The sequence below is a fragment of the Streptomyces sp. NPDC088246 genome (assembly GCF_044741025.1).
Classification (GTDB): Bacteria; Actinomycetota; Actinomycetes; order Streptomycetales; family Streptomycetaceae; genus Streptomyces.
Window position 1 is genome coordinate 1 of the sequence record NZ_JBIURV010000078.1, and the last position, 23732, is coordinate 23732.

The 23732-nt window shown below is 69.9% G+C and carries 27 protein-coding genes and 1 pseudogene; 3 read left to right on the forward strand and 25 right to left on the reverse strand.

What is annotated here, in order from left to right; genetic code table 11:
- Window positions 1–607: pseudogene (locus ACIPEK_RS42910) on the forward strand (IS701 family transposase); the annotation flags it as partial.
- Window positions 608–851: 244 nt separating this feature from the next.
- Here ACIPEK_RS42910 and ACIPEK_RS42915 read toward each other — a convergent pair.
- From ACIPEK_RS42915 to ACIPEK_RS42980, 14 genes are all read right to left on the reverse strand, one after another.
- A complete protein-coding gene (locus tag ACIPEK_RS42915) occupies window positions 852–1616 on the reverse strand; it encodes a hypothetical protein (protein WP_402007856.1) in 765 nt (254 codons plus the stop codon).
- On the reverse strand, window positions 1613–2368 hold the full coding sequence (locus tag ACIPEK_RS42920) for a hypothetical protein (RefSeq protein ID WP_402007858.1): 756 nt from the start codon (window positions 2366–2368) through the stop codon (window positions 1613–1615). The genes ACIPEK_RS42915 and ACIPEK_RS42920 overlap by 4 nt, the downstream gene beginning before the upstream one ends.
- Window positions 2369–2391: 23 nt before the next feature.
- Window positions 2392–3087 carry a hypothetical protein gene (locus ACIPEK_RS42925; protein ID WP_402007860.1) on the reverse strand — a complete coding sequence of 232 codons (696 nt, stop codon included), beginning with the start codon at window positions 3085–3087 and terminating at the stop codon, window positions 2392–2394.
- Window positions 3088–3100: 13 nt separating this feature from the next.
- Window positions 3101–3952: a relaxase/mobilization nuclease gene (locus ACIPEK_RS42930; protein WP_402007862.1), complete on the reverse strand. Its 852-nt coding sequence runs from the start codon at window positions 3950–3952 to the stop codon at window positions 3101–3103.
- On the reverse strand, window positions 3949–4734 hold the full coding sequence (locus ACIPEK_RS42935) for a hypothetical protein (RefSeq protein ID WP_402007864.1): 786 nt from the start codon (window positions 4732–4734) through the stop codon (window positions 3949–3951). The genes ACIPEK_RS42930 and ACIPEK_RS42935 overlap by 4 nt, the downstream gene beginning before the upstream one ends.
- Window positions 4731–5156, reverse strand: a complete 426-nt coding sequence (locus ACIPEK_RS42940; protein WP_402007866.1) for a hypothetical protein — start codon at window positions 5154–5156, stop codon at window positions 4731–4733. The genes ACIPEK_RS42935 and ACIPEK_RS42940 overlap by 4 nt, the downstream gene beginning before the upstream one ends.
- Window positions 5157–5258: 102 nt before the next feature.
- Window positions 5259–5756 carry a hypothetical protein gene (locus tag ACIPEK_RS42945; protein ID WP_402007868.1) on the reverse strand — a complete coding sequence of 166 codons (498 nt, stop codon included), beginning with the start codon at window positions 5754–5756 and terminating at the stop codon, window positions 5259–5261.
- A 40-nt stretch (window positions 5757–5796) separates the two neighbouring features.
- Window positions 5797–7035 carry an MFS transporter gene (locus ACIPEK_RS42950; protein ID WP_402007870.1) on the reverse strand — a complete coding sequence of 413 codons (1239 nt, stop codon included), beginning with the start codon at window positions 7033–7035 and terminating at the stop codon, window positions 5797–5799.
- A gap of 28 nt (window positions 7036–7063) precedes the next feature.
- On the reverse strand, window positions 7064–8149 hold the full coding sequence (locus ACIPEK_RS42955; protein WP_402007906.1) for a hypothetical protein: 1086 nt from the start codon (window positions 8147–8149) through the stop codon (window positions 7064–7066).
- A 452-nt stretch (window positions 8150–8601) separates the two neighbouring features.
- Window positions 8602–9057: a hypothetical protein gene (locus ACIPEK_RS42960; RefSeq protein ID WP_402007872.1), complete on the reverse strand. Its 456-nt coding sequence runs from the start codon at window positions 9055–9057 to the stop codon at window positions 8602–8604.
- Between the two features lie 36 nt (window positions 9058–9093).
- Complete coding sequence (locus ACIPEK_RS42965; RefSeq protein ID WP_402007874.1) at window positions 9094–10182, reverse strand: hypothetical protein; 1089 nt, start codon at window positions 10180–10182, stop codon at window positions 9094–9096.
- A gap of 183 nt (window positions 10183–10365) precedes the next feature.
- On the reverse strand, window positions 10366–10689 hold the full coding sequence (locus ACIPEK_RS42970) for a hypothetical protein (protein ID WP_402007876.1): 324 nt from the start codon (window positions 10687–10689) through the stop codon (window positions 10366–10368).
- A 94-nt stretch (window positions 10690–10783) separates the two neighbouring features.
- Complete coding sequence (locus ACIPEK_RS42975) at window positions 10784–11314, reverse strand: hypothetical protein (protein ID WP_402007878.1); 531 nt, start codon at window positions 11312–11314, stop codon at window positions 10784–10786.
- A gap of 9 nt (window positions 11315–11323) precedes the next feature.
- Entirely contained in the window at window positions 11324–12103 is a 780-nt protein-coding gene (locus ACIPEK_RS42980; RefSeq protein WP_402007880.1) for a hypothetical protein, read from the reverse strand.
- An 88-nt stretch (window positions 12104–12191) separates the two neighbouring features.
- Between ACIPEK_RS42980 and ACIPEK_RS42985 the strand changes: the two genes are divergently transcribed.
- Window positions 12192–12362 (forward strand): hypothetical protein, encoded by a 171-nt coding sequence (locus tag ACIPEK_RS42985; protein ID WP_402007882.1) that lies wholly within the window; start codon window positions 12192–12194, stop codon window positions 12360–12362.
- A 62-nt stretch (window positions 12363–12424) separates the two neighbouring features.
- Here the strand turns inward: ACIPEK_RS42985 and ACIPEK_RS42990 are convergent, their stop codons facing one another.
- The 11 genes from ACIPEK_RS42990 to ACIPEK_RS43040 all read right to left on the reverse strand — a co-directional run bounded on the left by ACIPEK_RS42990 (window position 12425) and on the right by ACIPEK_RS43040 (window position 22291).
- Window positions 12425–13219: a hypothetical protein gene (locus ACIPEK_RS42990; RefSeq protein ID WP_402007884.1), complete on the reverse strand. Its 795-nt coding sequence runs from the start codon at window positions 13217–13219 to the stop codon at window positions 12425–12427.
- 35 nt (window positions 13220–13254) lie between these two features.
- Window positions 13255–14244 (reverse strand): hypothetical protein, encoded by a 990-nt coding sequence (locus ACIPEK_RS42995; RefSeq protein WP_402007886.1) that lies wholly within the window; start codon window positions 14242–14244, stop codon window positions 13255–13257.
- Window positions 14234–14482 carry a hypothetical protein gene (locus ACIPEK_RS43000; RefSeq protein WP_402007888.1) on the reverse strand — a complete coding sequence of 83 codons (249 nt, stop codon included), beginning with the start codon at window positions 14480–14482 and terminating at the stop codon, window positions 14234–14236. The genes ACIPEK_RS42995 and ACIPEK_RS43000 overlap by 11 nt, the downstream gene beginning before the upstream one ends.
- A gap of 32 nt (window positions 14483–14514) precedes the next feature.
- Window positions 14515–15081: a hypothetical protein gene (locus ACIPEK_RS43005; RefSeq protein ID WP_402007890.1), complete on the reverse strand. Its 567-nt coding sequence runs from the start codon at window positions 15079–15081 to the stop codon at window positions 14515–14517.
- Window positions 15082–15096: 15 nt separating this feature from the next.
- The gene (locus ACIPEK_RS43010) at window positions 15097–16602 is read right to left on the reverse strand and encodes a VirB4 family type IV secretion system protein (protein WP_402007892.1); all 1506 of its coding nucleotides are present in this window, start codon (window positions 16600–16602) and stop codon (window positions 15097–15099) included.
- Between the two features lie 31 nt (window positions 16603–16633).
- Window positions 16634–17086 (reverse strand): DUF6238 family protein, encoded by a 453-nt coding sequence (locus ACIPEK_RS43015; RefSeq protein ID WP_402007894.1) that lies wholly within the window; start codon window positions 17084–17086, stop codon window positions 16634–16636.
- A gap of 50 nt (window positions 17087–17136) precedes the next feature.
- A complete protein-coding gene (locus ACIPEK_RS43020) occupies window positions 17137–18609 on the reverse strand; it encodes an SCO6880 family protein (RefSeq protein WP_402007896.1) in 1473 nt (490 codons plus the stop codon).
- A gap of 46 nt (window positions 18610–18655) precedes the next feature.
- Window positions 18656–19984 (reverse strand): ATP-binding protein, encoded by a 1329-nt coding sequence (locus ACIPEK_RS43025; RefSeq protein WP_402007898.1) that lies wholly within the window; start codon window positions 19982–19984, stop codon window positions 18656–18658.
- Window positions 19985–20020: 36 nt separating this feature from the next.
- Window positions 20021–20713: a hypothetical protein gene (locus tag ACIPEK_RS43030; RefSeq protein ID WP_402007900.1), complete on the reverse strand. Its 693-nt coding sequence runs from the start codon at window positions 20711–20713 to the stop codon at window positions 20021–20023.
- Window positions 20713–21027 (reverse strand): DUF6112 family protein, encoded by a 315-nt coding sequence (locus tag ACIPEK_RS43035; RefSeq protein ID WP_402007902.1) that lies wholly within the window; start codon window positions 21025–21027, stop codon window positions 20713–20715. The genes ACIPEK_RS43030 and ACIPEK_RS43035 overlap by 1 nt, the downstream gene beginning before the upstream one ends.
- Window positions 21028–21163: 136 nt before the next feature.
- Window positions 21164–22291, reverse strand: coding sequence for a C40 family peptidase (locus ACIPEK_RS43040; RefSeq protein WP_402007904.1), 1128 nt, complete (start codon window positions 22289–22291; stop codon window positions 21164–21166).
- Between the two features lie 487 nt (window positions 22292–22778).
- Between ACIPEK_RS43040 and ACIPEK_RS43045 the strand changes: the two genes are divergently transcribed.
- Window positions 22779–23534: a DNA-methyltransferase gene (locus ACIPEK_RS43045; protein WP_376323182.1), complete on the forward strand. Its 756-nt coding sequence runs from the start codon at window positions 22779–22781 to the stop codon at window positions 23532–23534.
- The last annotated feature ends 198 nt before the right edge of the window (window positions 23535–23732 follow it).

Sequence of the window (23732 nt, forward strand, 5' to 3'; positions counted from 1 at the left end):
GACATGGTGGGCCGCCGACGCCCGCCTGGGCTGGTGGGGACCGGACGGCCACACCCGCCTTGTCGTGGCCACCACCGACCCGGCCACCCTGCCCGCGCGGACCACCTGGTATCTGGCCACCGACCTGCCCCGCCCCGGCGGCCCCCGCGAGGCCGACAGCCCCGAACCGGCCGCCGACCTGCATGAAGTCGTCCGGATCTACGGCATCAGGCACTGGATCGAGCAGAGCTACAAGCAGATCAAGGACGAACTGGGCTGGGCCGACTTCCAGGTCCGCTCCGATACCGCCATCCGCCGCCACCAGACCCTGGTCACCTGCGCGTTCTCGTTCTGCTGGGACACCTGGTTCGCTCAACCTCCGGACCGGGAGCCTGCCGTTGTCCCCACGGTCCCGCCGGCTGCCACGCCAGTGGGACCGGCTGAGAGGGGGCCCAAGCAGAACCCACCAGCCCCAACCGGCCAGCTGGCCTCAGGCAATCCGCGCCGTCCGGGCCTGGCTCGATCCCTGGACCACCATCCAACGCTGCTGGCGAGCCTGGAGCAACGCACCCCCACCACCCGAACTCCAAGCCCTGATCAACGCCGTCGGCGCAGGCCACCCACTTAATATCTACTCCCCGGATTAACAAACCACCGCTAGGTAGTCGGCGTAGGGGTACGGGTGGGGCATGGTCCTCCCGGATGGACGGGGTGGGTGCGGTGCCGGGGAAGGTGAGGCTGGTCGGGATCGGCCTCGGGAGGGTCGCCGAATGCAGGGTCGGCAGGGATGCCGGCGCGCAGGTAGCGGCGGAACAGCGCAGTGGCCAGGCGAGGCTTGAGGAGGTGGGAGATCGGTGGGGGCGTGCGGGGTACTACGGGTCACTCCTGTGGGTCGTGCGGTGTGGGGCGGGTGGCCCTGGCGGGTGCCGGGGCCACCCGGCCGGTCTACGGGAACAGATCGGCCATCGGTGGCTTGCCGGTTCAGCGGTGGCGAGTCGTGGTGCGGGCAGTTGGCTGGCAGGGCTCGGCGGCGTTGTTGTGGGGGCCGACTTCTGCGGGGTGCGCGCGGCGTGATTGCGGGCGAAGAGGATTTGGTGGGTGGCGCGCGACAGCGTGGCCGCCGTGTTCGCGAGCTGGGAGGCCGGTTCGGCGTCTTCGACCACGGTTTTCAGGTGCCGGGAGCAGGCGATCCAGGCCCTGACGACAACCTCGCGAGTGAGCGGCAACAGGCCCTCGGCCGGTCCGGCGATCTCGGTCAGGATCTCGGCGATCTCTGTGGTGCTCTCGGCGCGGGAGGCCCGTTCGGAGAGCTGGGCGAGATATCGCAGAGCCGTTTCGCGTTCACTGTCGGGCGTGGTCAGTGTGTTCAGCGCGGGGTCGAGGTGCACGCTGTGGCCGGCGGCGAGGAGGGCATGCGAGGCGGTGGTCGCCTTCAGACGCTGCTGCTCGACGGGGAGGCCGTGGGGAAGACGGTGGTAGTCCCGACCGTTGCCGGGTGCGTTGAGGAAGCCGCCGGCTCGCTGGAGGATGCCTGCCGCCCGCTCGGTGCCACCGATGGCGACGACCAGCTCGGTGCGGGGGGCTTTGGTGATGATGTAGTCCTGGACAAAGAAGTCCGGCTCGGCGCTGACCTTCATCGGGACCGCGGGGCCGTGGACCGGGTGACAGCCGGGGCCGGACGGGTTTTCGGCGCGGCTGTCCTGGGTGTGATCCGGCCCGACGGGTGCTGGATGGTGGTGGCGATGCCGTGCGCTTCGAGCTGCGGGCCGATCTCGCGCACGGCACGGGCCTGCGTGGTGGTGTCGTCGCCGCTCAGGCGATAGACGCCGGCACCGTCAAGGACGAAGCCGTTGGCCGCCAGGACGGCGGCGGCATCCTCGCCGACAGCAAAGGTGGCGAGGCTTCCGTCCGGCTGCCAGGTGAGGACGACTTGGTCCGCCTGGGAGGGCTGCACATTCTCGATTGCCTTGTAGCGGACCTGGGCGAGCGAGGTTTCGTAGCGGGGCAGCAGGTAGCCGGTGATCTGCTCGACGGCCTGGAACGGGTCGTCGCTCAGAGCGATACCGTTCGGCTCGCGCACCCTCCGGTAAGCCTCGTCGGGCAGGTTTCGGGGGGCGACGGCGGCGATGAGGAATCCGTCGGGGTCGTCGTGATGGTCGATGACGACGAGCTGGGCTCCGTCCGGTCGGGACAGGATGGCCGCCTGCAGGAGCGGGTGCTCGGCGAGGGATTCGGCGACGAGGTCCAGGTCCCAGACCCGGTCGATCAGTTCGGCGAGGTCATCCTTGTGCTCGGCCGGGTGATGCGTGCTGGTCCAGGTTCCGGGAAGTTCGCTGGCGAGGATGTCGGCGTATGAGGCGAGGCGTTCGGAGTTTTCGTGGTCGCGCATGGTGTCCTTGGGAGAGGTGGGGGTCAGCGGCGCAGCCCGGCGGCCACCGGGGGCGGCGGGGCCGGCATCGTGCGCGGCGGGGGCGGGCAGGCGCACACGGCGGAGCGTTCGCGTTCGGTTGCAGGGACCTCTTCGGTGCAGGTGCTGCGGCCGGGGTGCGGGGCGTGCCGATCCGCGAGGTCGTTGCGGGTGTGGGAGAGGTCGCTGCGGATGGTTTGCAGGTGCTCGTCGGCGAGGTAGCGCAGCCGCCGGGCGATGTGCGGGTCGGCTGCTTCGCCGAGACCCTCGTGGAACTCAGCCGCTGCGGTGAGGACTTGGCCCAGGGCAGCGAAGATGCCGTCGTGGGGGGCGGTCAGCTCGGTGAGGGCATCGGCTGCCTCGTCGGTGGTGGTGGCTTCGCGAATACGCTCGGCGAGGCGGGCTACGGAGGCGCCCAGCGGCGGGTAACTGGGCCACCGGGAGTCGGTGTCGAAGTCCTCGTCGCAGTCGACGTGGTAGCCAGCGGCACGAAGACGGGCGACGGCTTCGGTGCCGAGGCGAGTTTCCTCTTCCTGGGCGCAGCCGGTGGGGGCGCGGTGATAGGTCTCGTGGACGCGGACGACGGAGACGAATCCGGCGCGCTGGAGGACGCTGTGGGCCTCGGGGTCTCCTCCGCGTGCGAGAAGCTCTTCGGAGTGCGGGTCATGGCGGATGTCCAGGAAGCGGTCGGCAACGGACAAAGAGGCGTTTCTCCTACGGCGATCGGTGGGGGGAGTGCTGGGCAGCGGGCGGTGCAGCGGCTACGCGGGGAGGGACAGCAGCTCTCAGCTGGGCTGCCGTGGTGTCGAGGTCTTGCTGCACGGAGTGAAGCCGACGGACGACCAGCTCCAGGCGCAGCATCATGGCGGCATTGGCGGCACCCGGCTGCCGTGCGATCTGGTGAGCAGTGTGCTCGACGAGTTCGCGCACTGTGGCCAGTGGCCCGGACTGCTCGTCGGCGAGCTGCGACAGGATGGTCGCCAGTTGGGCCGAAGCAGTCGGCACGGGACGGGCACCGGCCCGCGGCTGAGCGGTTCGTACTGGGATGAGCCGCAGATCATGCTCGATGCGGCGGGCCTCATCCGACACGCGCCGCGGGACATCGGCCGGCTGCGTATGCCACGAGCCGTTGAGGCGGATCAGGTTGGCGACCAGGTCGAGGCGCCCGGGCTGGGCCTGGACGGCGACCCACCGGCAGCCTCTCTCGTCGCCCGGGACCTCGATGCCGGCGGCGCGGGCAAGACGGTGAGCGGCTTCGGCCCATTCGGGGCCGGTCAGCTCACGGTCGTCGGGGTGGAGCCGGATGCCGAGGTGGAAGATCGCGTGCCGGTCGTCGTCCGGGCTGGCGGCGAACGGATGCTCCATGTAGGGGTCTTCGAGGTGCTCAGCCCACTGAGCGGACGTCCAGATCTTCTGTTCGTCGTCCAACGTGTAGTAGTCGAGGCCCGGCCAGTGAGCGACGATCGTGTAGTCGGTCAGTCCCTCGTCCGGCGACACCGGGCGCCCCAGCGCCTCGGCGAGAGGGCCGTACGGGGTGTGGGCGCGTTGGTGAAGACGGGGGATCACGTCTGGGTGCTTCCGGAGGTGTGGGTGGGCGGGTTTCGGTGGACGTCTCGGGCGGCGGAGATCAAAGAGCGCTCGCGTACCAGATCGGCGTGCACTGCGATGTCGCCCGGCGGCAGAAGGTCCAGGGCGCGGTCGATGGTGGCGAGTCCTTCGTCGTATCGGCCGAGGCGACGCAGGGCGCCGGCCATGCGGAAGAGGACGATGGGATCTCTGCCGGTGTCGAAGGCAGACCGGGTGCTGAGGGCCAGGAGCCGTTCCGCGCCCTGGTCCAGGTCCTGGCCGAGCCACAGCCCGTGCAGCAGAACATGCAGGGTCTTGGTGCGCTCCCCGGCCTTCGCGAGGACATCGTCCATGACGGCCAGGCCCTCGGGGCGGGACTGGCCCAGCAGGGCGAAGGCGTACAGGGCGTGGCTGTAGCAATCCAGCGACTGGCGTGTGGTGTCCGGGAGCTGTTCGACGAAGGCTTGGAGGGTGGGGTAGTGGAAGCCGAACCGGAGGCCGCTCAGGTACAGATGCAGGAAGGTGCGGGTGGTGACCGGATCGGGGCCGGCGGCGGTGACCTGGACCGGGCTCAGCATGCCCAGGACGCTGTGCCCGGCGGAGCGTGCCGTCAAGGCGGCGTCCGCACACACCTCCGCCGACTCCCGCCAGTCGGACCCGAGTTCGCGCAGATCTTCTGCAAGGCGGTCCGGCCAGGACGGGTCGGCCGGATGTGCGGTGGCCCTGGCCCTCGCCTTGAGGAGGGCAAGGACACGGCCGGGGCGGCGCACGGGGAGAGTCACTGGCCGCCCTCGGCGTCGGCGATGTGCACCAGCTGGTTGAGGGCGGTGACGGTGTACCAACCGCAGTCGACCAGCGAGTCGTGCCCGGCATACTTCGGCAACAGGCGGTCCCCCATGGCGCGCAGATAGATCAGGCAGTCCGGGCAGCGGCGCGAGAGGTGCACGAGATAGCGGGGATGAGCGGTGACGTACGTCTGGGCGCCTCCGGTGGCATCGCGCAGCCGCCATCCGTCCTCGTCGGTCGGGGTGTGCCAGGACGGGGCGACGATGCGCATCGCATCCCCCCACAGCTCCCCGCCGGCAACCCCTTTGAGGACGATGACCTGGTCGCCGGCCTGGAAGTGCTGATGGGTGATGTCCCGCGCGGGGGTGAGCGGGTCGTGTGCCGGAGTCGGCGGAGGCGTCCAGGGCTGCGGAATCATGCGGGATCCTTCCACGCGGAGCGGGTAGCGGCGGGAGGATCAATAGTCCGGAGGAAGGCCGGTTTGGCTAACCGGCGATCCCCGGCTATGTTCCGGCCGCGATCAGCGGAACGGGTTCTCCGTCCCGCGGTCCTGCTCCGTGGCCGCATCCAGGAGTTCGAGCAGGTCAGAGCCCTCCGCGTCCCTCTGGTCGATCCACCAACCCGCCCTGCCGAGCATGCGAGCCTTCTCCTCCAGCTCCGCCCAGTCCGCTTCGTCCCAGCTGCCCTCGACCACCAGCGCGGTGTGCGCAGCCGTCATCAGCTGGTGGCGGGACCGCTCGCCCCACGCCAGGGCCCGCTCCGGACCCTCCAGCGGCGGCATATCGAACTTCTCGGCCCACTCGGAGGCGGCCTGCTGCTCCTCGGCGCGCTTGGCGGCGAGCCACTTCTCTTTGGACTCGGTGTCGGCGTCGCGCGACGCCTTCCAGCAGGCGGTGCAATCCCTGCCCGCGAGCCATCGGGCGTAGCCGGCGCGGCGGTCGGCGGGACGGTCGGACAGATCATGGACGATCGAGTCACCACAAAGGTGCTCGACGGTCCATTTCGTGCGGACGGCCATGGTGAATCTCCGTACAGAATAAGGGGGTTGGGGTTCCTGCTCAGGCATGGCCGCAGCGGTGCCGGTCGCGGCGGACGGTGCCCTGGTCGGGGCGGGTGAGGAGCAGGAAGGTGAGAGCGAAGGCGGCACCGGCCGCAGGGAGGGCGGCGAGGGCGAGCGCGTGATCGGCGAGGCGTCCGGCGATTGCGGTGCCGGCCGCTTGTCCGACTCCGATCGAGCAGATCAGCCACGCGTACGCCTCGCTGGTCCGGCCCGTGGGCGTGAGGGCGTCGGTGGTCACATACGCGCAGGCGACGACCACAGTGAGGAACGCACCGGGCAGAGCGACTGCCACGGTGGCCGCGTACGGGCTGCGAATGGCGAGCAGCGGCAGCCACCCTACGAGGAACGCGGCGCCGCTGAAAATGAGTTGGCGTGTGGTGGAGCCGGGCCAGGTACGACGGCCGTAGACGAGGCCGCCGAGGAAGCTGCCGGCTGAGAATGCGGCGGGCAGCAGCCCCGAGAGCATCTGCTGGCCGGGGGTGTCGGACATGGCGACGGCAAGGACGTTCACGGCCCCGATCGCGCATCCGACACCGGCCAGTGCGACGAACAGCGACGCGAGCTGCGGACTGGCCAGTCGCCGCGCCGTACCTGCGTCATTGGTCATCGGCGTGGGGCGCCAGCGGCGGGATGGAGGCGCGGTCGCGACGATGAGGGTGCCGGCCAGACCGAGGGCGGCAGCGATGGCGAGGGCGGTATCAGGGCTGTACGTGGAGGAGAGGGCGGCGACGAGGAGGGGGCCGACGATGTACAGCAGACCCTGTGTGCCCGTGTCCAGGGCGAGAGCGGCGTGCCGCAGCCGCAGGTCGGGCAGGACGCTGGGCCACAGTGCCCGCAGCCCGGCTTCCAGGGGCGGAGCGGTCAGTCCGGCGGCGACGACGATGGCCGTGGCGAGTGCCGGTCCGCCGTGGCGTGCGGCGAGCGGCAGGGCGAACAACAGGCTGGAGTTGAGGACCGCGGCCGGCAGGTGCACGGCACTTTGTCCGTAGCGGTCCATCATGCGCCCCTTGACCGGCTGGGACAGCGCGGAGGCGAGTCCGTACAGGGCGGAGAGCAGGCCGCCGAGGGCGATGCCGCGGCTGGCCGCGAGGGTCCACAGGACGATGGCCACCGGTGCCATGCCATTGGGCAGTCGGCCGGTGAGGGTGCCGCCCAGGAGGCGGGCGACGTATGGGCTGCCCAGCACCGCGCCGTAGGTGATGCGCGGTGGTGAGGCTGTCGAAGCGGTCGGGGACAACGAGAGCTTTCTGGGGAACAGGGGGCGGCTATGGGCGGCGCGCGATTGCCGTGATGTGCTGCGGCGGCGCAGGCGGGGGCGTTGTTTCCAGGGCTGGCCGCGGGCGGATGCGCGGCGGCTTCGGGACGCGGTGCGGCGGCAGGACCGCGACGGTCGCGCCGAGGTCCTCTGCGGCGTCGTGGACCTCGCGGGCGAGGAATTCGAGCTGCCTGCCGAGGGCGTCGAGCCGGGCGCCGATGCGCTGACCCTGAACGGTCTCCAGAGCGCGGGAGAATCCGGCTCCCTCGTACAGGAGGTGATGCAGGCGTGTCATGGGGCCGGAGTCGTAACCCTGATCAGTGGCAGCGAGCAGGGCCTCGGAGACATCGCCCGCGCAGCGTGCCTCGGTGACGTCGCGGAGCAACTCCTGGACCGGCAGCTCCGGAGCCATCTCCGGGCGGTTGAACCGGGACGTGCCCTCGGGGCGAAGGGCACCGCGCGGCAGTGGCCGGGGAAGCGTCTTTCCAGCGACGTACTCGTTGTCGTACCGGCCGATGACGCTCCATCCGGGCGCGTCCGGATCTCCAGTCAGGGCGACCACCTCGGAGGCGTCGTCCTCGACCAGGTAGGCGATGGTGATACGGCGGCCGTCGGCCGCGTACCAGGACTCGATCAGATCCAGCCCTCCCTGACGCCGCGCCGCTCGGGCCCTCTCTGTCCACTCTCTGGCCTCGTCGGCGGTGAACTCGGGCCCGGGCTGGTGGTATACCTCGGCGAGGTGGGCGGCGATTGCGCCGTTCTCCGCCCAGTGAGCGAGGTGCGCCCACACCACCTGCTGCTCACGCTCGGCGGGCAGGCCGGCGGCGCGCAGGATCTCCGTGTGCGCTGTGGCAAGGGAATCGAGCATGTCGCGCCACGCCCGAGTGTGGGCGGAGGGTGGCATCGCGTCGAGGGCACTGCGGGCCGCTGCCAGCAGAGGGCCGGCGGAGTCGGCGAGGTCGAGCCGGTATCCGTCGAGAGCTGCCCGGGTGCGGTGGGCGCGGATCGCGGCTGCTTCCTGGGGGTGGACGATGCGCCCGTACCGGTCGCGGACGGCGTCGAGGGCCGTCTCGGTCTCCCGGTCCAGGAGCGCCATCCTCACTCGGAAGTCACCGCTCCTGGCGCCGAGTTCGTGGATGTGGTGCGGGTCGGGGGTGACAGAGATCGGGTTCTCCTGGCTGAGGTCAGCGGCATGCTGCTCGGGGCGGGCATGCCTGGGCGGTCATAACGGGCGGGCGGACCGGGCCCGGCGGCGGGTCGGGTGGGGCGAGGCGGGTATCGAGGCCCGGGCCGAGTCGTACGGGGTAGCGGGCGGTGGCCAACATCTGTGCGGCCCAGGTCGACTGTTCGTTCTCCCAGTCGCGCCCCATGTCGAACGGGAGACGGATCGAGCGGCCGTGCAGCGACGGATCGAGCGGCCGTGCAGCGACGGTACGGAGAGGAAGCCGGCTCGGAGCAGGACGTGTCCGGCGAAGGCATCGAAATCGCCTTCGACCTCGACCTGGCCACCCCGTGCTCGGGCGATGCGGATCGGCTCCGAAGAGGGGGTCATCGCCCGTGTCCGGCAGGAGAGGCCGCGAGGTGGACGGTGGGCGCGTAGGTGGGCCTCGGCGGGATCGGGCGTGCGGAGGGCGGCGAGGTCGTCGGCGCGGCGCTGCGCTGGGGTGATCGGCCGGTGGCAGCCTGGGCAATGCGTGTGCGGCGCTCGGTGAGTCCGTTCGGCCGCAGAGGGTGCGGGGGGTTGGCCGGGGCGTAGGCGATGTCGGTGTCGACGTGTACGGCGTAGCCCTGCGTGCGCAGGGCCTGGGCGGCCTGGCGGGTGCGGCGCGGGCCGTCGTGCTCGGGTGCGGTGAGCTGGTACAGGCCCGGCTCGTCCGGGACGGCCTCGAACTGGACCCGCGTGAGGAACCAGTCGGCGAGGTGGGCGGGAAGCGAGGGGTTGAAGGCGGCGACGTAGCCGTGCTGGGGGTGGCTGCCGAAGACGAAGTGGATGTCGGGATCCAAAGAGGAGGGATCTCCTTCCGGTGGGTGCGCTGTGGGTCAGCGGCGAGGGCCGGGAGTGTTTCGGGCCGGTGCGGGGGGAAGAGCACGCAGGGAGACAGGGGACGGGGACGTCTCGGTGGCGGGCGGTTCGCTGTTGGGTACGGAGCGGCGGGCCAGGTCGATGAGGCTCTCGCCGCCTTGGGTGAGCCACCAGGCCATCTGATCGGCGTGAAGGACCGCGGCGGTCGTGGCGCCGGCCTGGGCCGGGGCGGCAAGGACGGCGTCCACCCGCTGGAGGAAAGCGGCCTCGTTCTCGCTGAGCGTGGCCAGGTCGCGCACAGCGGCGGTGACCCGTGGTGCCGTCGTGGTGAAGCGGGCGAAGGCGTCGGTGAGATCCGTCGGCGGCGGCTCGGGGACTGTGCCTGGTTCGTAGGTCTGGCGTGTCCAGTCCAGGTCTTCTTCCAAGGAGTTGACTTGGCAGTGGAGTACGGCTCGCGTGTAGGCGGGCAGCAGACGGCTGCGGATGGAGCTGGCGGCTGTGGCCGGTGCCGGCTGAACGGTGATGCCCGCGGGAGGGGTGACGAGCCCGTCGGGATGCAGGTTGCTGGGGTGGAGTGCGCCGACGTGATACAGGTCGCGCTGCGGGTCGCGGATGATGGCGAGTTCGGCCCCGTCGTCACGCTGCAGCACGGCCGCCCACCGCACACGGCGCTGCTCCAGCGTGGCAGCCAAGGAATCGCTCCACATACAGGCGGCGAGGTCTTCCTGCCAGACGCGCATCGCGTAGCTCTCGACCCTGACGCTCCACTGGCCTGGAAGGTGCTCGACCAGGTCGCGCGCGAAGTCGCCGATATAGGTTTCACTGCTCGGTGTGATCTTGGTCTGGGTGATCTGGGCGACTACGCCGAGGGTGAGCAGGACCTCGCGGGTGTGGTCGAGATCCGTCAGCGGGAGGGCGCGGGTGCCGTCGTCGGACTTCTCGAATCCTGCGGTGTCCAACGTGGTGTGCGCCCAGGCCCAGTTGTCGCCGTCGACGAGTGCGACGATGCCGTCGCGGGAGCTGGTGAACAGGGTGATTCCACAGGAGGGTTGTCCGGCGACGCTTCTACCTGACGTGGCGAATCGGGCGTATTCGGTGAGGTTCACAGAGAGGCTTCTTCGGCGGGGATGTGTGGCGTGTGCCTGGGGCCGCGGGGGCGGGAGCGGTCGTGGGTGTTGCGGGAGGTTGGGCCGTTGTCACGGTGGTCCAGGCGGCGGGGTTGCTGAAGTCGGTGCAGGGGTCGGAGTCCCAGCTGAAGACGGGGCCGGATGGGGCGTACTGCGCGGGGATCACTTCGATGCCGTGCGGGCGTAGGACGTATCCCACGTCATGTCCTGGGCGGCGGCCGTCGTCTCGGTGACCGTCATGCGGGTCGGCGGGGAGCCGTCCAGGGTGATCAGGTCGTCCAGCGTGCGGCTGGGCCACTGGGCCCTGGGGCCCCCGCCTATGAGGGCGGCGACGGTCTCGGGCGGCGCTCCGTCGAGGAGATCAGCGCCCAGCTCCTCCCAGCCGACGGCGACGTCGTCCACGAGGTGCTGCGTCATGGTGTCCAGGTCCCGGCCGAAGCGGTACTGAAACGCGGCGAGCAGCAGGGGCAGTTTCGAGGCGGGCACGCCGTCGAGGTGGACGTATATGCCGGTGTACCCGGTCGGGGTGGGGCGGGCGATGAAGGAACGGGTCGACAGGTGAAGCCTCCTGGGGTGTGCGCTAGCGGCCGGGCTTCGGGCCAGCGGGCGGCGGGACGGGCGAAGCCGGGGGAAGACTTGGTGTTGTCTTCGAGGCCGGCCGTGGTGCGGGGTCGTACTCGTCGCGCAGGACGGCGAGATCGGCCTCGTCAGCGAGGGCGAGCACGGACAGGCTGCGACTGGCCGCTTCCAGCAGCATCTTGGGCGGAGCCCCCTGCTCCGCGCCCCGGTGGCGGTTGCCCCACCGCGCGATGGACACGAGAAGGTCGCTCACCGCGCTCAGCGCGGGCTGGGCGGCGTCCAGGAGGTGCTGAGTGATGGCGCTGACCTCGGCGGGGGTCTGCGCTGCGGCGAGCGCCGCGAGATACGGGGCCGCGTCCGGTGCCGGCAGGGGCTCGGAGGGCAGGGGGTGCTCGGTGGTGAGGAACGGTTCGGCATCGCGGCGGGCCCAGCGCAGCAGGTCGTCGCGGGTTGCGATACCGAAGTGCGCGGCTGCGATCTGCTCGGAGGTCCGGCCGACGTTGTCGTAAAGCTCGAAGTCGGGGTGCTGCATGTCAGATTCCTAGACGGTGGTGCTCGGGCCGGTCGCTGCGGCGTTGGTGCGGCGGCAGCCGTAGCCGAGCAGGGTCGACGGGTCCGGCGTGCTGGGGACGGCGGCGACGTCCGAGCAGGTGAAGCGGTAGGTGAAGGCGGGGCTCGGGCTGGTGCCGAGCCATGCTCGGTCGTGCTTCTCCGGCATGATCCGTAGGCTCGGGGTGGTGGATGCGTCGTGCTGGGCGTGCGTGTGGGAGAACACGACGAGCGCTCCGGTGGTCGTCTTCAGGGCGTAGGCGTCGGGGTACTCGGGCTTTTCAGCAGTGAATCGGGTGGTGCCGCGCGTTCCGAACTTGTTCACCGTCCGGTGGACCTTGATCTGCTGCTCGGTTGCCTTCGTCGGGGCGAACACCTTCCTTCCTGTCTGCTTGCCCCCGGTGGCGAAGTTGTCGCCGACGGCCGCGCGCATCAGGTCGACCGGGGCGGCGAGCTTGATGGAGGCCGGGTCGACGGGGGTGGCGTAGCCGTCCTGGTCGAGCACGATCTGCGGGAGCTGCTGCGGGTCGTCGATGTCGACGGTCGAAACCATCTCCCAGTCCTTGGTCTTCGTGTTCTCGGCCAGGACCAGTACGCGGGCGTACTGCTGTCCGCTGCCGGCGCGGGTGACGGCGGCGAACCACTTCTGCTGTCCAGGAGCGAGGCGCGGGATGTAGAGGTCGGTCTTCGTCACGTCGTACGACCAGGCACGGAACGGTCTCTGGTCGGCCTTCGGGAGCCCCTCGTCCTCCTTGAGGTCGGCCAGCGACATCGCGTATCGCGGGCCGTCTTCGACGGTGTCGAGGAGCGCGCGGTCCTTCGCGGAGTGCGCGAGGTTGTTCGTCGTCGAGTAGTGGGTGATGGCCTCGCGGGCCTCGGCCGGGGTGAGAGCCGGGGCCGGCTTCGCGGCGGTGGCGGCACTGGGCGACCGCCGCTCCTTGGCGGCGTCGGGCTTGTTGCTGCCCGTGGTGCAGGCGGTGGCGGCCAGCGCGATGCAGAGGGCGGTGGTGATCAGCGGAAGGGTGTGGTGAACGGGACGGATGAGGGCTCCATGTGCTGGGGGCGATGGGCGCAGTCGCGAAAGGCGGTTGGCCTACTGGTGGCGGGCACCTGTGGAAGCGCTGGTGGGCGAGGGGGAGGCCGGTTGCGCGGTTGTGGTGAAGGGCGGAGCGACGCGTGTTGTGGTGTGGCGGCGGAGGTTCACGCCGAGGCCCTGGGCTGCGAGCTTCCGGGTCAGGGCTTGGACGCGCAGTGCGCGGCCGCCCTCGCCGTACGCGGCGGGCAGAAGGAAAGCCGCCTGGTGGGGGTGGTACTGGAAGCCGTGGGCGTACAGCGCCATGCGGGCGTCCGGTGGCACGCTGCTGTACGGCACTGCGAGGGCTCCGTCGTCGTAGTAGGTCAGGGTGAGGACCTGGGAGACCTGTGGTGGGGCGGGCCGGTGCGGGGGCTCGGGCTGGGTCGCCGCGTTGTGAAGCACCTCGTGCAGGGCCTGCTCGTAGCGGGGCAGTACCCGGCGGGTGACGCGGGCAGCGGCCCGTGCGATGCCGTTGGGGACGGCGATGCCGTTGGGTTCCTCGACACCGTAGAAGTGGTGGGGCTTGAGGCCGACGCCTTCGGGCTGGAGCGGGGCGACGACGAACTGGCGTGGGTACAGGGGCCGGTGGGTGACGTAGAGCTGCTCGCCTTCGGGCCCGTGGAGGACGGCGTCGTGGGGGAGGACGTACGTGCTGACGACGTAGTCGACGTGCCCGGCGTCCCAGAGTTGGTTGGTTGTGCGGTACTGGTCCTCGTACGAGGTGTGGTGCTGGTGCGTGCTGGTCCAGGGCCCGGGTAGGCGGGCGGCCAGAGCGGTGGCGAAAGCGGACAGGTCGGTGCGTGGCGTGGGCATGGGCTCCTGATGGCGAGGGGGCTGGGATTGCGGCGTCAGCGTGTGTGCCGATGGAGAGTCGGAAGAGCAGGCAGGGGCAGACGTGGCGCGTGGGCCGGGGGTGCTGTCGGCCGGTGTGGCTGCGGGGGAGCGGTGAGTGCTCGCATCCGGTCCTCGGCCACGTGCAGGGTCTCCCCGAGGTTCCGGATTTCGGCAGCCGCGTCGCCGAGGTCGTACGAGAGGTCGAACCCGTCGTCCTCCTCGGCTTCCTTGGCCTTCTCGCCCGCCGCTTCGAGCAGCTCCCCCAGTCGCTCCAGCAGGCCGTGGGTCGGCTCCAGGATCTGGCCCAGCAGCGCGGCAGCCTCCGCATACGACTCGGTTCCGTTGAGCCGGTCCGTGAGGGCGAGGAGCGCATTGCCGTAGACGTACGTGGTGGAGCCGTCCACGTCAGCGGCCGGGGCAAGGGGTGGGCCTGCCGTCTGGGCGACATCGGCGTGGTCCAAAGGCTCCGGTACGCGGGGCTGCGGGGCTGTGGGATCGAGGGGAAGTCCGGTAGGCGAGGGCGGGGTGGGAAGCAGTCCGAGTTGGCTGAGCTGCTGGTCGATCGCCTCGATCAAACACGAGGCGCTGCCGCCGTTGCGTACTTCGGGCCGCTCAAGGGCATTGGGGTCGGTCGAGGGGACCGAGTCGTAGATCAGCTTGAACAGTGCATGGTCGTCGCGGTGTTGTCGGGTGACGGTCCACCCCTCCGGATCCCCCGGCGGACGGTTGGAAGGTGGCTCCTGCGGCGGAGAAATGATCAGGTAGCTGCCGTCGGGGAGCGATACATGCACCAGGTACGCACTCAGACCGAACTCGATGTCGCACTCCAGTCCGCGCTGGCGCAGTGGGGTGGTGATGTGCGCGTGGCGGCGCCACAACTCCTGCCACCACGCGGTGCTCGCGTTGCGGTGGTCAGGGAGCGGTGCGAGCGGTGAAGCACCGGCCGGGGCGTGGCGCTTTCCGTTGTGGAAGGTGACCGGGTCGTCCTCCCTGTCAGCGCCCACGGACGCTCCCGCGCGAGGCGGAGCCGGGACGAACCGGCGGGAGCTGGCGAGCGGGATGGGGATGCTGCGCCGAGAGGGGGGAGGAGAAGTCGAAGTCGTACTCGTCGTATGTGTCGAGCAGGCCCTGCTCCATCTGAGCCTCTCGATCGGTGAACTGGTCCATGAGGTCGGCGTGCTCGGCTTGGCACTGCAGGTACTCGGCCCAGTCGGCGTCGCTGAAGTTGGCGGGGCGGTTCAAAGGACTCCCTGGGAGTGGGATGCCGGTGCGGGCTAGCGGTGGCGTGCGCTCGGCCTGGGCGGCGGAGGCGCCGGGCTTTCCCGACGGGAAGGCGCGGGGAAGAAACGGTGGAAGTCGAGGTGGTCGTCGAGTTCCTTGGCCGCGTCGCGGAGAGATTCCGATGCGCGCCGCAGGTAGGCGCGCGCTGTGGCGTGGTCGATGACCACGCGGTTCTCCAGACCATCCCGGTCGGTCAGGGAGGGCCGGGACAGGGTAAGGGCAATCTCCGCAGTCTCGGCGAAGTGCGGTGCGGCGTGGCTCGACATGGTTGCCGCCGTCGCGAGGTGGGCGAGTACGGCTCTGCCGACGCGGTTCGTACTGTGAGGGCTCTGGGCGAAGTCGGCAGTGAGCTGAACGACGTCGCGGGAGAGGTCCTGCGCGTCGGCGGCATGCTGGAGCAGCTCGGTGTAGGAGGGCGAGGCCGGCACACGACCGTTCTCGTCCAACAGCTGCCACTGCTGGGCGGCATCGAGCAGTTTGGCCTTCATCGCGTCGAGCGCACCGATAAGGCGGAGGGTTTCGTCGCGAGGTATCAGTTCGCGCTGAACATCGGGATTCATGAGCCCCTTGTTCTTTCAATGCATGCGGGCGTCGGTATCGAAGAGCGCCAGCTCGTGGCTGTGCAGGAGGTGCTGCACGATGAAGCTCCTACCTGCGACTTTCCACAGGCCCCTGCCGCGATTGAGGTGCGCGATGGCATCCATCTCGACGGCGGTCAGACCCAGCAGGGATGCGGCGGCGTGGAGCTGGTCGGTCTCCTGGCGGTAGATGATGCGTGTGCTGCAGTCGGCGAGGAGGCCCTCGGCGAGTGCTCGTCCGCGGGATCCGGCGTCGCCTGCGGTGAGCAGGTCGGACAGCCGATGGATCACCATCAAGTTGGCGATGCCCAGGCCGCGGCTCAGCTTCCACTGGGACTGCATGCGTTGCAGCAGGCCCGGGTGGCGCATCAACCTCCACGCCTCGTCGTACACGATCCAGCGCCTGCCGCCGTTCGGGTCGGAGAGCGCGGACTCCATCCATGCCGAGGCACAGGTCATGGCGAGGACGAGAGCGGTGTCGTCGCCGGATCCGCCGAGCCGGGACAGGTCGATGGTGAGCATCGGCGCGCTGGGGTCGAAGGCGACGGTGGAGGGGGCGTCGAACATGCCGGCCAAGTCACCGTGGACCAATCTGCGCATGGCGTGGGCCAGGTCACGGGCCGCCTCGCCGAGCTGTCCCGACATCATCCCGACGGTCTCGTCGAGGGTGGCGGAGTTGTTGAGGGCAGCGGCGACATCGCCGAGGAGCGGGGTGTGGCCCGTGTCGGCGGCCCGGGTGACGACATTGTCGAGGGCGACGTCGAGCGCGGTGTGCTCCATGGGCAGCAGGTCCCGGCCGAGGACGGTCCGGGCCAGGGAACCGAGCAGGAGCAGGCGTCTCTTGCGGATCTCGCTGACCCAGTCTGCCTCGGAGATGCTTTCTGGCCGAGGCGCGGCATCCAGCGGATTCAGCTTGCCCGGGAGCCCAGGACCGAGGGCAACGGACGTGCCACCCAAAGCCTTTGCGACGGGCGTCCACTCACCCTTCGGGTCGCACGGGACGTAGATTCGATAGCCGAAGGCGACCGACCGGAGCGCGAAGCTTTTGGCCAGTGCGCTTTTCCCCTGGCCGATGACCCCCGCCAGCAGCACGTTCGGGTTGGTGAACCCGTCGACCTTGCCGTACAGGGCGAACGGGTCGAACACGAAACTCGCTTCGGCGTGGACGTCGCGGCCGATGTAGATGCCTTCGGCTCCGAGTCCGCCTTCGGCGAGGAAGGGGTACGCGCCGGCGGCGACTGCGGTGGTCATGCGGTGGGAGGGCAGTCTCAGCTTGTTCCCGCGGGCGGAAGCGTGGCCGGGCCGTCCGCTGAACGGGTATAGCGGGGCGGGTGTTTCGTGTTCTGTGGGTGCGCTGCCCGCCGGGTGTGCGGTCGCTTCTGCGCGGGCCTTGGCGGTGGCTTCGGCGAGCTGGCGGCGGGCGGTCTTGCGGCTGGCCCGGTCGGTTCCGTGCGGGGTGAACAGGGGGCTGGCGGAGGCGCGGCGGGCGGGCCGGTGGCTCATCGGGGGCCCTCGTTTCGGCTGCGGGGGGCGGTCATCGCAGGCATGTTGTGATGTGGGGCGGGCGGTCGAGGTCGGTGGGGGTGGTCTTGCGGCGGATGATGTGTCCGGCGGCGAGGTGGCGCTGGCAGATCGTGAGGACCGGCGGGCCTTCCGGGAGACTTTCGGGTCGGCATTCGCTGGAGTCGGCGGCTGCGGATGGCAGGAGGTGGAAGGCGTCGTGCACGGCGGCGGTGGCCTGCCACAGGCGGGTGTGCGCGGTGGCGAGGTGCCGGCCTGCGCCCGGATGCGGGGGTCGTGCCGCCTCGGCGAGTTGGTCCAGGAGCCGCTGCAGGGCGGTGAGATGAGCGTGGAGGACGTCCAAGTGGGGGCGGTTCACCGGCTCAGGCTTCGTCACCCGTCCCGTGACGTGGGTGTGGTGGCGGACGCCAGCGGTGGCGGCTCGGAGGTAGGGGTGTGCGTCGTCGGTACGCGGAGGAGAGGTCAAAGGGGACGTGGGTCCTTCCTGCCGCCGTGGTGGTGCGCGGGGCAGCGGGGTCAGAGAGTGGTGCGGGCCAGTGGCAGTGCGGAGACGGCGAAGGCGTCGGGCTGCTGGTAGAACAAGCGGCGCAGGTCGACGCCGGCGGTGACGGCGGCGGTCTCGATCTGTGCGCAGGCGGCGTCCAGGAGGGCATCGGTCTCGGCTGTGACGGTGACCAGGCCGGTCAGTGAGACATCGGCATGCCCGGCGATGAGCTGCCGCTCACGCGTCTTGACGTCGGCGTACTCGACGGAGTCCTCTTCGCTGTCGACTTGGCCGCGCCGGGTGCGCTCGCTGGCGTCCGCGATGATCTGTGCCTTCTTGCGCTGGACGTCGCGCAGCGCGGACTCCAGCCGCTGAGGCACGTATATGAGGGAGAGGGTACGGCGGACTCCGGCTGTGAACATCAGGCCGTGCAGGAACCCGGCGCCCATCTCGGTCCTTGGCCAGTTCTCCACCCAGTAGGTTGCGTGGCGGGCGGAGTCGGTGGCGACCCGGTCGTACTCCTCGACCTGGATGACAGGCCCGGCGGCGGCCGGATCTGCTTCCGCACGGCCGGACTCGGACCACTGCTGCAGGGCGGAGAGGGCTTTGGGGTCGTAGGCGGTGCGGATGACGGCGGCGATCTCCCGGGCACTGAGCCACCCGGTGACCATCAGGCCGGCGTTCCGGGCGGCCTGGGCGACGCTGGCCGTGGTCTGCTCCATGACGGTGAAGGCACCGGGCAGCCCACCGCCAGCCTGCGATATCAGGCGCTTGGCGGCCTTGAGGTCGAGGGAGATCGCGATGTACGTCTCGTGCGGGGCTGCGGCGGGGCCGGCGGCGGCGACGAGTTCGGAGTAGACCTGCCCGGCGACCGGGGCCTCGGGGCGGCCGTTGTGGGCCCAGTGCCGGGCGAGGGTATCGCCGGAGTCGGGGACTGTGCGCTCCAGGACCTGGACCGTTGCGACGTGTCCGGTACGGGCGGTTCCGGCAAGGGTCCTCCCCCAGCTGCCCACGTTGTGGTTCTGAGCGGCCGGGTCGAGCAGCACGAAGGCGCGTGAGGAGACGCGGGCGATGGCGGTGAGGGTCTGCTGGTGCGGGTCGTGCACGGCCGCGGCCTGGTTCGCGGAGTCGCCGGGGGTGACGACCTTGAGGGAGGCTGCGGTGCCGGGCAGGTGCAGGACGCCATCCTGCCGGGGCCGGGTGACAGGCCGGGCGAGCCACAGGGTCTGCCCGGTGCGGCGGCGGTGCGCGTAGCGGGCGACGATCGGAGCCCAGTCGATCAGGGACCGGCCGTTGCGGCGGACCGTGACCAGGGCGGCAACCGCCGCCCACAGCGGGGCCAGGGCAATGGCGCCGAAAAGTCCGGTGGAGATGACCGTCACCAGCAGCAGCGCCAGGGCGCAGGATACGAGTACGAGTTGGGGCACGGTGAGGCCGAGAAGGATGCCGCGGCGAGACCGGTGCGGGAATTTCACCGTGACCGGCGCGACGGAGAGGTCAGACAAGGGGCAGGTCCTGGAGGCGCGGAGGGGGCCCGGGGCGGGCAGAGGATCAGAGGCCGGTCGGGGGCGGCGGCCCAGCCGTTGCGCTGGTCGTGGCGTGCTGCGAACCGGAGGACAGCGGTGCGCCCTGCGGCGGTGGGGTCGTGGTAGGCAGGTCGGACTGCCATCCGCCGCCCTGACCGGACACGGGGTTCGTTCCGGAGTCACCGGGGCCCGGGCTGCCGCCCACCTGGCCGCTGGTGTCGTCGGAGACGCTCGTCGGCGGGGGCTGGACGGTCTTCTCCAGGCCGGTGCCTTGTGAATCTTCCTTGCCGTTCCCGGTGTTGCCGGTCGGGTTGGCGGCGATGTCGCCGGGGAAGCCGCCTCCGGCGGCGGGGCCTTGAGGGGCGGCTTCCGCACCGGCTGCGGCGCCGCCGGTTCCGGCGGTGGCTGCTGCCGCTGCTACCTTGCGGGCAGCCTTCTCGGCATGTGCCTTGGCGATCTGTGCTCCGGCGCCGCCGGCGCGGTGAATGGACTCGCCGTCGGTGCCATCGGCTGCCCAGTGCACGAATTTGAAGACCGCGTAAGGGCACAGCAGCACCAGAACCATGACCACGATGCCGGACATGACGTCAGCGAGAGCGGCGACACCGTCCTTGGCCTCGGTCTTGCCCATGGCGGCGATACCGAGCACAAAGATCACGGTCATCAGCAACTTGCTGACGACGAGGGTGGCGGTGGCTTCGATCCAGCCCTTGCGCCAGCGCCGCGCGACCTCCCAGCCACCGCCGGCCGAGGCGAAAATCGCCAGGGTGACCAGGACGAGGATGCCGACCTTGCGGACCATCATCACGCACCAGTAGAGGAAGGCACCGACGGCGGCACCGAGACCGGCGACGACCGGGACGAGCCAGCCCATGCCGGACAAGGAGGCGATCATGTTGACCAGCACGATGCGGCGCACCGCCGACTCGATGGACAGGTGCGCGGTCCTGAACAGGCCGTCGCTGATGACGTCTACGACCTCGACGGCGACCGTGGTCAGGGCGATGGCACAGAAAGCGAACAGCACACCGGACGCGGTGCCGGTGAATGCCTGCGTGAGGGCCTGCCCGTCGCGCTTGACTGCGGCACGGACGAGCTGCGCGCAGAACGTTGCGACCAGCAGGACCAGGCCCAGCGGCAGCAGCATTTCGTAGTTGTCGCGGAACCAGTCGGCGTTCAGGTCGACCTTGGTGGTGGTGTTCACCGCCTCGGCCGCCAGGTCGGCTGCTGCTGCCAGTTCACCTGCCGACTTCCCCATCCAGTTACCGATGGCCTGGGCGGGGTCCGAGGCGAAGTCGACCGCGTCGCCGACGGCGCACAGCTTGTCTGCCAGGGGGAGATCACAGAAGCCCACGGGAGTTGCCCCTCCTTTCTTGTGTCAGGTGCGGGTTTACTGCGTGACGCTTGGAGCGATGGCGGCCAGGGCGCAGTCGTGGTCGGGGCGGCACTGCACGGCGAGGGTCACGGCGCGTTCCTCGGCTCCGCCGCCGCCCTTCTTCCAGACGATCTGCTGCCGCCCGTTGACGGTGACGACGTAGATGTATGCCTTGGTGATCGCGGACGGGTCGTCGGCCAGGGCCGCCTTGAACGCGGAGGGGTAGTGGCCCTCGGTAATGCTGGCGGTGGCGTGCTGGTCCTGGTCAGCCATCCGCGACCAGAGCACCGGGTCAGGTACCTGGCCGGAGACCGAGACCCAGTCCGCGTACGCGGACTCATCGGTCATCCAGGCACGCATGCCGGCGAGTTGCTGATCGCGACCGGTGTCGCGGGTGTCGTAGGACCACAGCATCTGTGCCGCAGCCTTGGCGTAGGCGACCGGCTCGGCGACCTGCGGGGGCTTGGCCACGGACCCGGATCCGACAGTGGGCTTCGGGGCGGTCTCGGAGGAGGACGGGCTGTTCGCCGGGGCTGGCACGGCGCGGTCCGGATCCTGGTGGCTGTTCCCGCTGCCGGACAGCCAGGCGACGGTGGCGGCGATGGCGAGCAGGACGGCGACTACCAGAGCGACGACCGTGATGCGCCTGTTGGCCGACCATCCCATGCCGTAGGAGGACAGCGAGAGGACGGGGAGTCGTTTCTGCATCAGTGGACCTGCGACCCGAGGGCCGAGAAGAACGCGATGATCCCGTTCGCGGCGCCCAGGCCGAGCGCGGCGCCCGCGGCGACGACGGCGCCCTTCTTGCCGTTGGCCTCGGCCTGGTGGCCACCGGTGTGGTGACCCCAGGCCCACACACCGAGCGAGACGGCGAGGGCGCCGACGACGGCGGTGATCCCGAACAAGTTGATCGAGTTGACGACGTTCTTCAGCACGCTCAGGCCGGGCAGGCCGCCGCCCTGGGGGGAGATGCCTGGGTCGTAGGCGAGCTGGATGAAGCGGTCTGCGAGAGGGAAGGACATAGGTGTGGCGGGGCTCCTTGCATACGCGGGCCAGGCGAGGGACTGGCGGGGAAGGGGAAAAGCGGAGGGGGAGGCGCGTTCGGGACGCGGGAGATGGCCGCGGCGGCGGCCCGCTCGGAGCGGTGTCCGGGCGGAGTCAGAGGACGCGGCGGGCGGCGAGGATGTCCCAGTCCTTGATTGGTGTGATCCGTACCGGTTTTGATGTGCGCGGCGCCTCGATCACGAGGCCCTCGCCCATGTACATGCCGACATGTTCGGGGCGGCTCGCGGTGCCGCGGCTGAAGATCAGGTCACCGGGCTGGAGCTGGCGAGGCGAGACCGCCTTGCCGTCATTGACCTGCGTGTACGTGGTGCGGGTGAGCGTGACGTCGGCGTGCGCGTACGCCTGCTGCATCAGCGAGCTGCAGTCGCAGCGGCCCATCGGGTCGGGGCCGTGCGAGTCGGTGCAGGATCCGCCCCACTGGTAGAGCGTGCCGAGCTGGTGCATCGCCCACTCGATGGCCTTGCGTGCCTTCGGGGCGGCGTCCTTGGGGATCTTGTACCCCTTTGGGACGCTCCCCTCGGGGATGCGGCCGAAGCCGGAGCCGTCCTTGTCCGGAGCACATCCGGTGCTGCCGGTCGCGGACTGCTTGCCCTGGTCCTGGGCATCCTTGTCGGCACCGGCGCCGGGGAAGGTCTTGGCAATGGCCGCCCGGAGCGCGGCGGCCAGGGGCTCCCACTGTGCGTACGCGTCCGGCCAGCCGGACTTCTGGACGGCCTGCGCGGCCTGGGTGACGGTCATCTGCTGCCAGCCGTCCACCTTGAGCAGAGCCTTGTAGAACTGCTCGGAGGCGTAGACCGGGTCGTGGATCTGCTGGGCGGTGCCCCAGCCCTGGGAGGGACGCTGCTGGAACAGGCCGAGGCTGTCCCTGTCTCCGTAGTTGAGGTTGCGCAGCCGCGACTCCTGCATCGCCGTTGCGAGCGCGATGACCTGCCCCTTCTTGGGGATGTCGAGACTGATGCCGGAGGCCACGATCGTCTGGGCATTTGGGACCTGCTCGGCGGGCAGGTCCAGGCCCTCGATGTGAACGTTCTTGCCGGACGCACCGTCGAGGATCTTGGTGACATGCTCGGCGACGCCGTCGGCGTCGATGTCGGTCGGGCAGTTGTTGAACGAGCCGCTGTTCTGCACGGCGTCGGCGGAGACGGCCAGCATCATGCCGGTGCCGGCGAGCAGGAGCGGGGAAGGGAAGACGACGCCGATGCCGGCGGCGAGCGCCTTCAACCCGTGCGGCCCGATCGCCGGTTACGGCATGTGGGCACGGGTGGGTAGCGACATGTCATGCAGGTGTCCTTGGGGGTGCGTGATCCGGTGTGCCGAGTGTGCATGGCGTGGTGGAAGGGGACACGGCGACCGGGTGGGCGATCAGGGTGTTGGCCGGCGCAGGCGAGTTGCCGCTCGCTGAGCTGGATCCGCAGATGAGCCAGGTGTGCCGGGGCAGGAGGCGAACAGCCAGCGGGTGTGCGCCGGGCGGTTCAAAAACAGTAGGCCCGGATCGGCGGTTGACCAAAAAGTCGGCGTGAGGTGCCGGAATCCGGCCCCTCGGCAGGGCACTTCTTGGTCGTCGGCGAATTCGCCCCTACAGTTTTGGAACTCCTCTCGCCTCCCCGGTCTGCGGGCCCTGGGCTTCTGTATGCCCAAATCCGGCCCTCGGGGACTCTCCCGCGAGACGGACTCTCCTTCCGCTCTACACCCGAATCGGGGTTCCTCTTTGCCTTTTTCCCTGCACCAGGGCGACGCCCTCAGCGTCCTCACCAGCCTGCCGGACGACTGCGTCGACTCCGTCATCACCGACCCGCCGTACAACTCCGGTGGCCGGACCGCAAAGGAGCGCACCACCCGCTCCGCAAAGCAGAAGTACACCTCCGCCGACGCCAAGAACGACCTCGCCGACTTCACCGGCGAGAACATGGACCAGCGGTCCTACTCGTTCTGGCTGACACAGATCATGACCGAAGCCCACCGCCTCACCAAGACGGGCGGAACCGCGCTGCTGTTCACCGACTGGCGGCAGCTGCCCACCACGACGGACGCGATCCAGGCAGCCGGCTGGCTGTGGCGAGGAGTGCTGGCCTGGCACAAGCCGCAGGCCAGGCCACAGAAGGGCCGGTTCACCCAGAACTGCGAATTCATCGTCTGGGCGTCGAAGGGAGCGATCGACGGCTCCCGGAACCCCGTCTATCTGCCCGGCTTGTACTCGGCGTCGCAGCCCTCGGGGGCGAAGCGCCAGCACATCACGCAGAAGCCCGTCGAGGTGATGCGCGAGCTGGTCAAGATCAGTCCCGAGGCCGGCACGGTGCTCGACTTCTGCGCCGGCTCCGGTTCCACGGGCGTCGCCGCCCTCCTCGAAGGCCGCGATTTCATCGGGGTGGAGAAGACCGCACACTACGCGTCCATCGCGGCCGAACGGCTCACCGAGACGATCCGCGAAACGCTGACCCAGGACGACATGGTTCTGACCGTCTGATGCTGCAACGGCATTCTCTGCGGCGATAGCCGGTGCCATTTCCCAGTCAAGGGCGACGCCTCGTCACCGTTTTCGCTTCCCCCTGTTCCACGCCCTCTAGGCCCAATACCGGTGACTTTGCAGGTGCTGGCTCGTTGAGTTGGTGTGCCAAGGCCAGGACAGTTGAAGGCAGTTGAGAGTGATCGGTTTTCGGATCGC

Excerpts from the sequence above, each read along its gene's own strand:
- ACIPEK_RS43030 (WP_402007900.1), bottom strand. The coding sequence starts at position 20,713 with ATGCAGAAACGACTCCCCGTCCTCTCGCTGTCCTCCTACGGCATGGGA.
- ACIPEK_RS42975 (WP_402007878.1), bottom strand. The coding sequence starts at position 11,314 with ATGCAGCACCCCGACTTCGAGCTTTACGACAACGTCGGCCGGACCTCC.
- ACIPEK_RS43010 (WP_402007892.1), bottom strand. The coding sequence starts at position 16,602 with ATGAGCCACCGGCCCGCCCGCCGCGCCTCCGCCAGCCCCCTGTTCACC.
- ACIPEK_RS43035 (WP_402007902.1), bottom strand. The coding sequence starts at position 21,027 with ATGTCCTTCCCTCTCGCAGACCGCTTCATCCAGCTCGCCTACGACCCA.
- ACIPEK_RS42990 (WP_402007884.1), bottom strand. The coding sequence starts at position 13,219 with ATGCCCACGCCACGCACCGACCTGTCCGCTTTCGCCACCGCTCTGGCC.
- ACIPEK_RS42920 (WP_402007858.1), bottom strand. The coding sequence starts at position 2,368 with ATGCGCGACCACGAAAACTCCGAACGCCTCGCCTCATACGCCGACATC.
- ACIPEK_RS42945 (WP_402007868.1), bottom strand. The coding sequence starts at position 5,756 with ATGGCCGTCCGCACGAAATGGACCGTCGAGCACCTTTGTGGTGACTCG.
- ACIPEK_RS42985 (WP_402007882.1), top strand. The coding sequence starts at position 12,192 with ATGGCCTCGCGGGCCTCGGCCGGGGTGAGAGCCGGGGCCGGCTTCGCG.
- ACIPEK_RS43005 (WP_402007890.1), bottom strand. The coding sequence starts at position 15,081 with ATGAATCCCGATGTTCAGCGCGAACTGATACCTCGCGACGAAACCCTC.
- ACIPEK_RS42940 (WP_402007866.1), bottom strand. The coding sequence starts at position 5,156 with ATGATTCCGCAGCCCTGGACGCCTCCGCCGACTCCGGCACACGACCCG.
- ACIPEK_RS42955 (WP_402007906.1), bottom strand. The coding sequence starts at position 8,149 with ATGGCGCTCCTGGACCGGGAGACCGAGACGGCCCTCGACGCCGTCCGC.
- ACIPEK_RS42980 (WP_402007880.1), bottom strand. The coding sequence starts at position 12,103 with ATGTCGCTGGCCGACCTCAAGGAGGACGAGGGGCTCCCGAAGGCCGAC.
- ACIPEK_RS42915 (WP_402007856.1), bottom strand. The coding sequence starts at position 1,616 with ATGAAGGTCAGCGCCGAGCCGGACTTCTTTGTCCAGGACTACATCATC.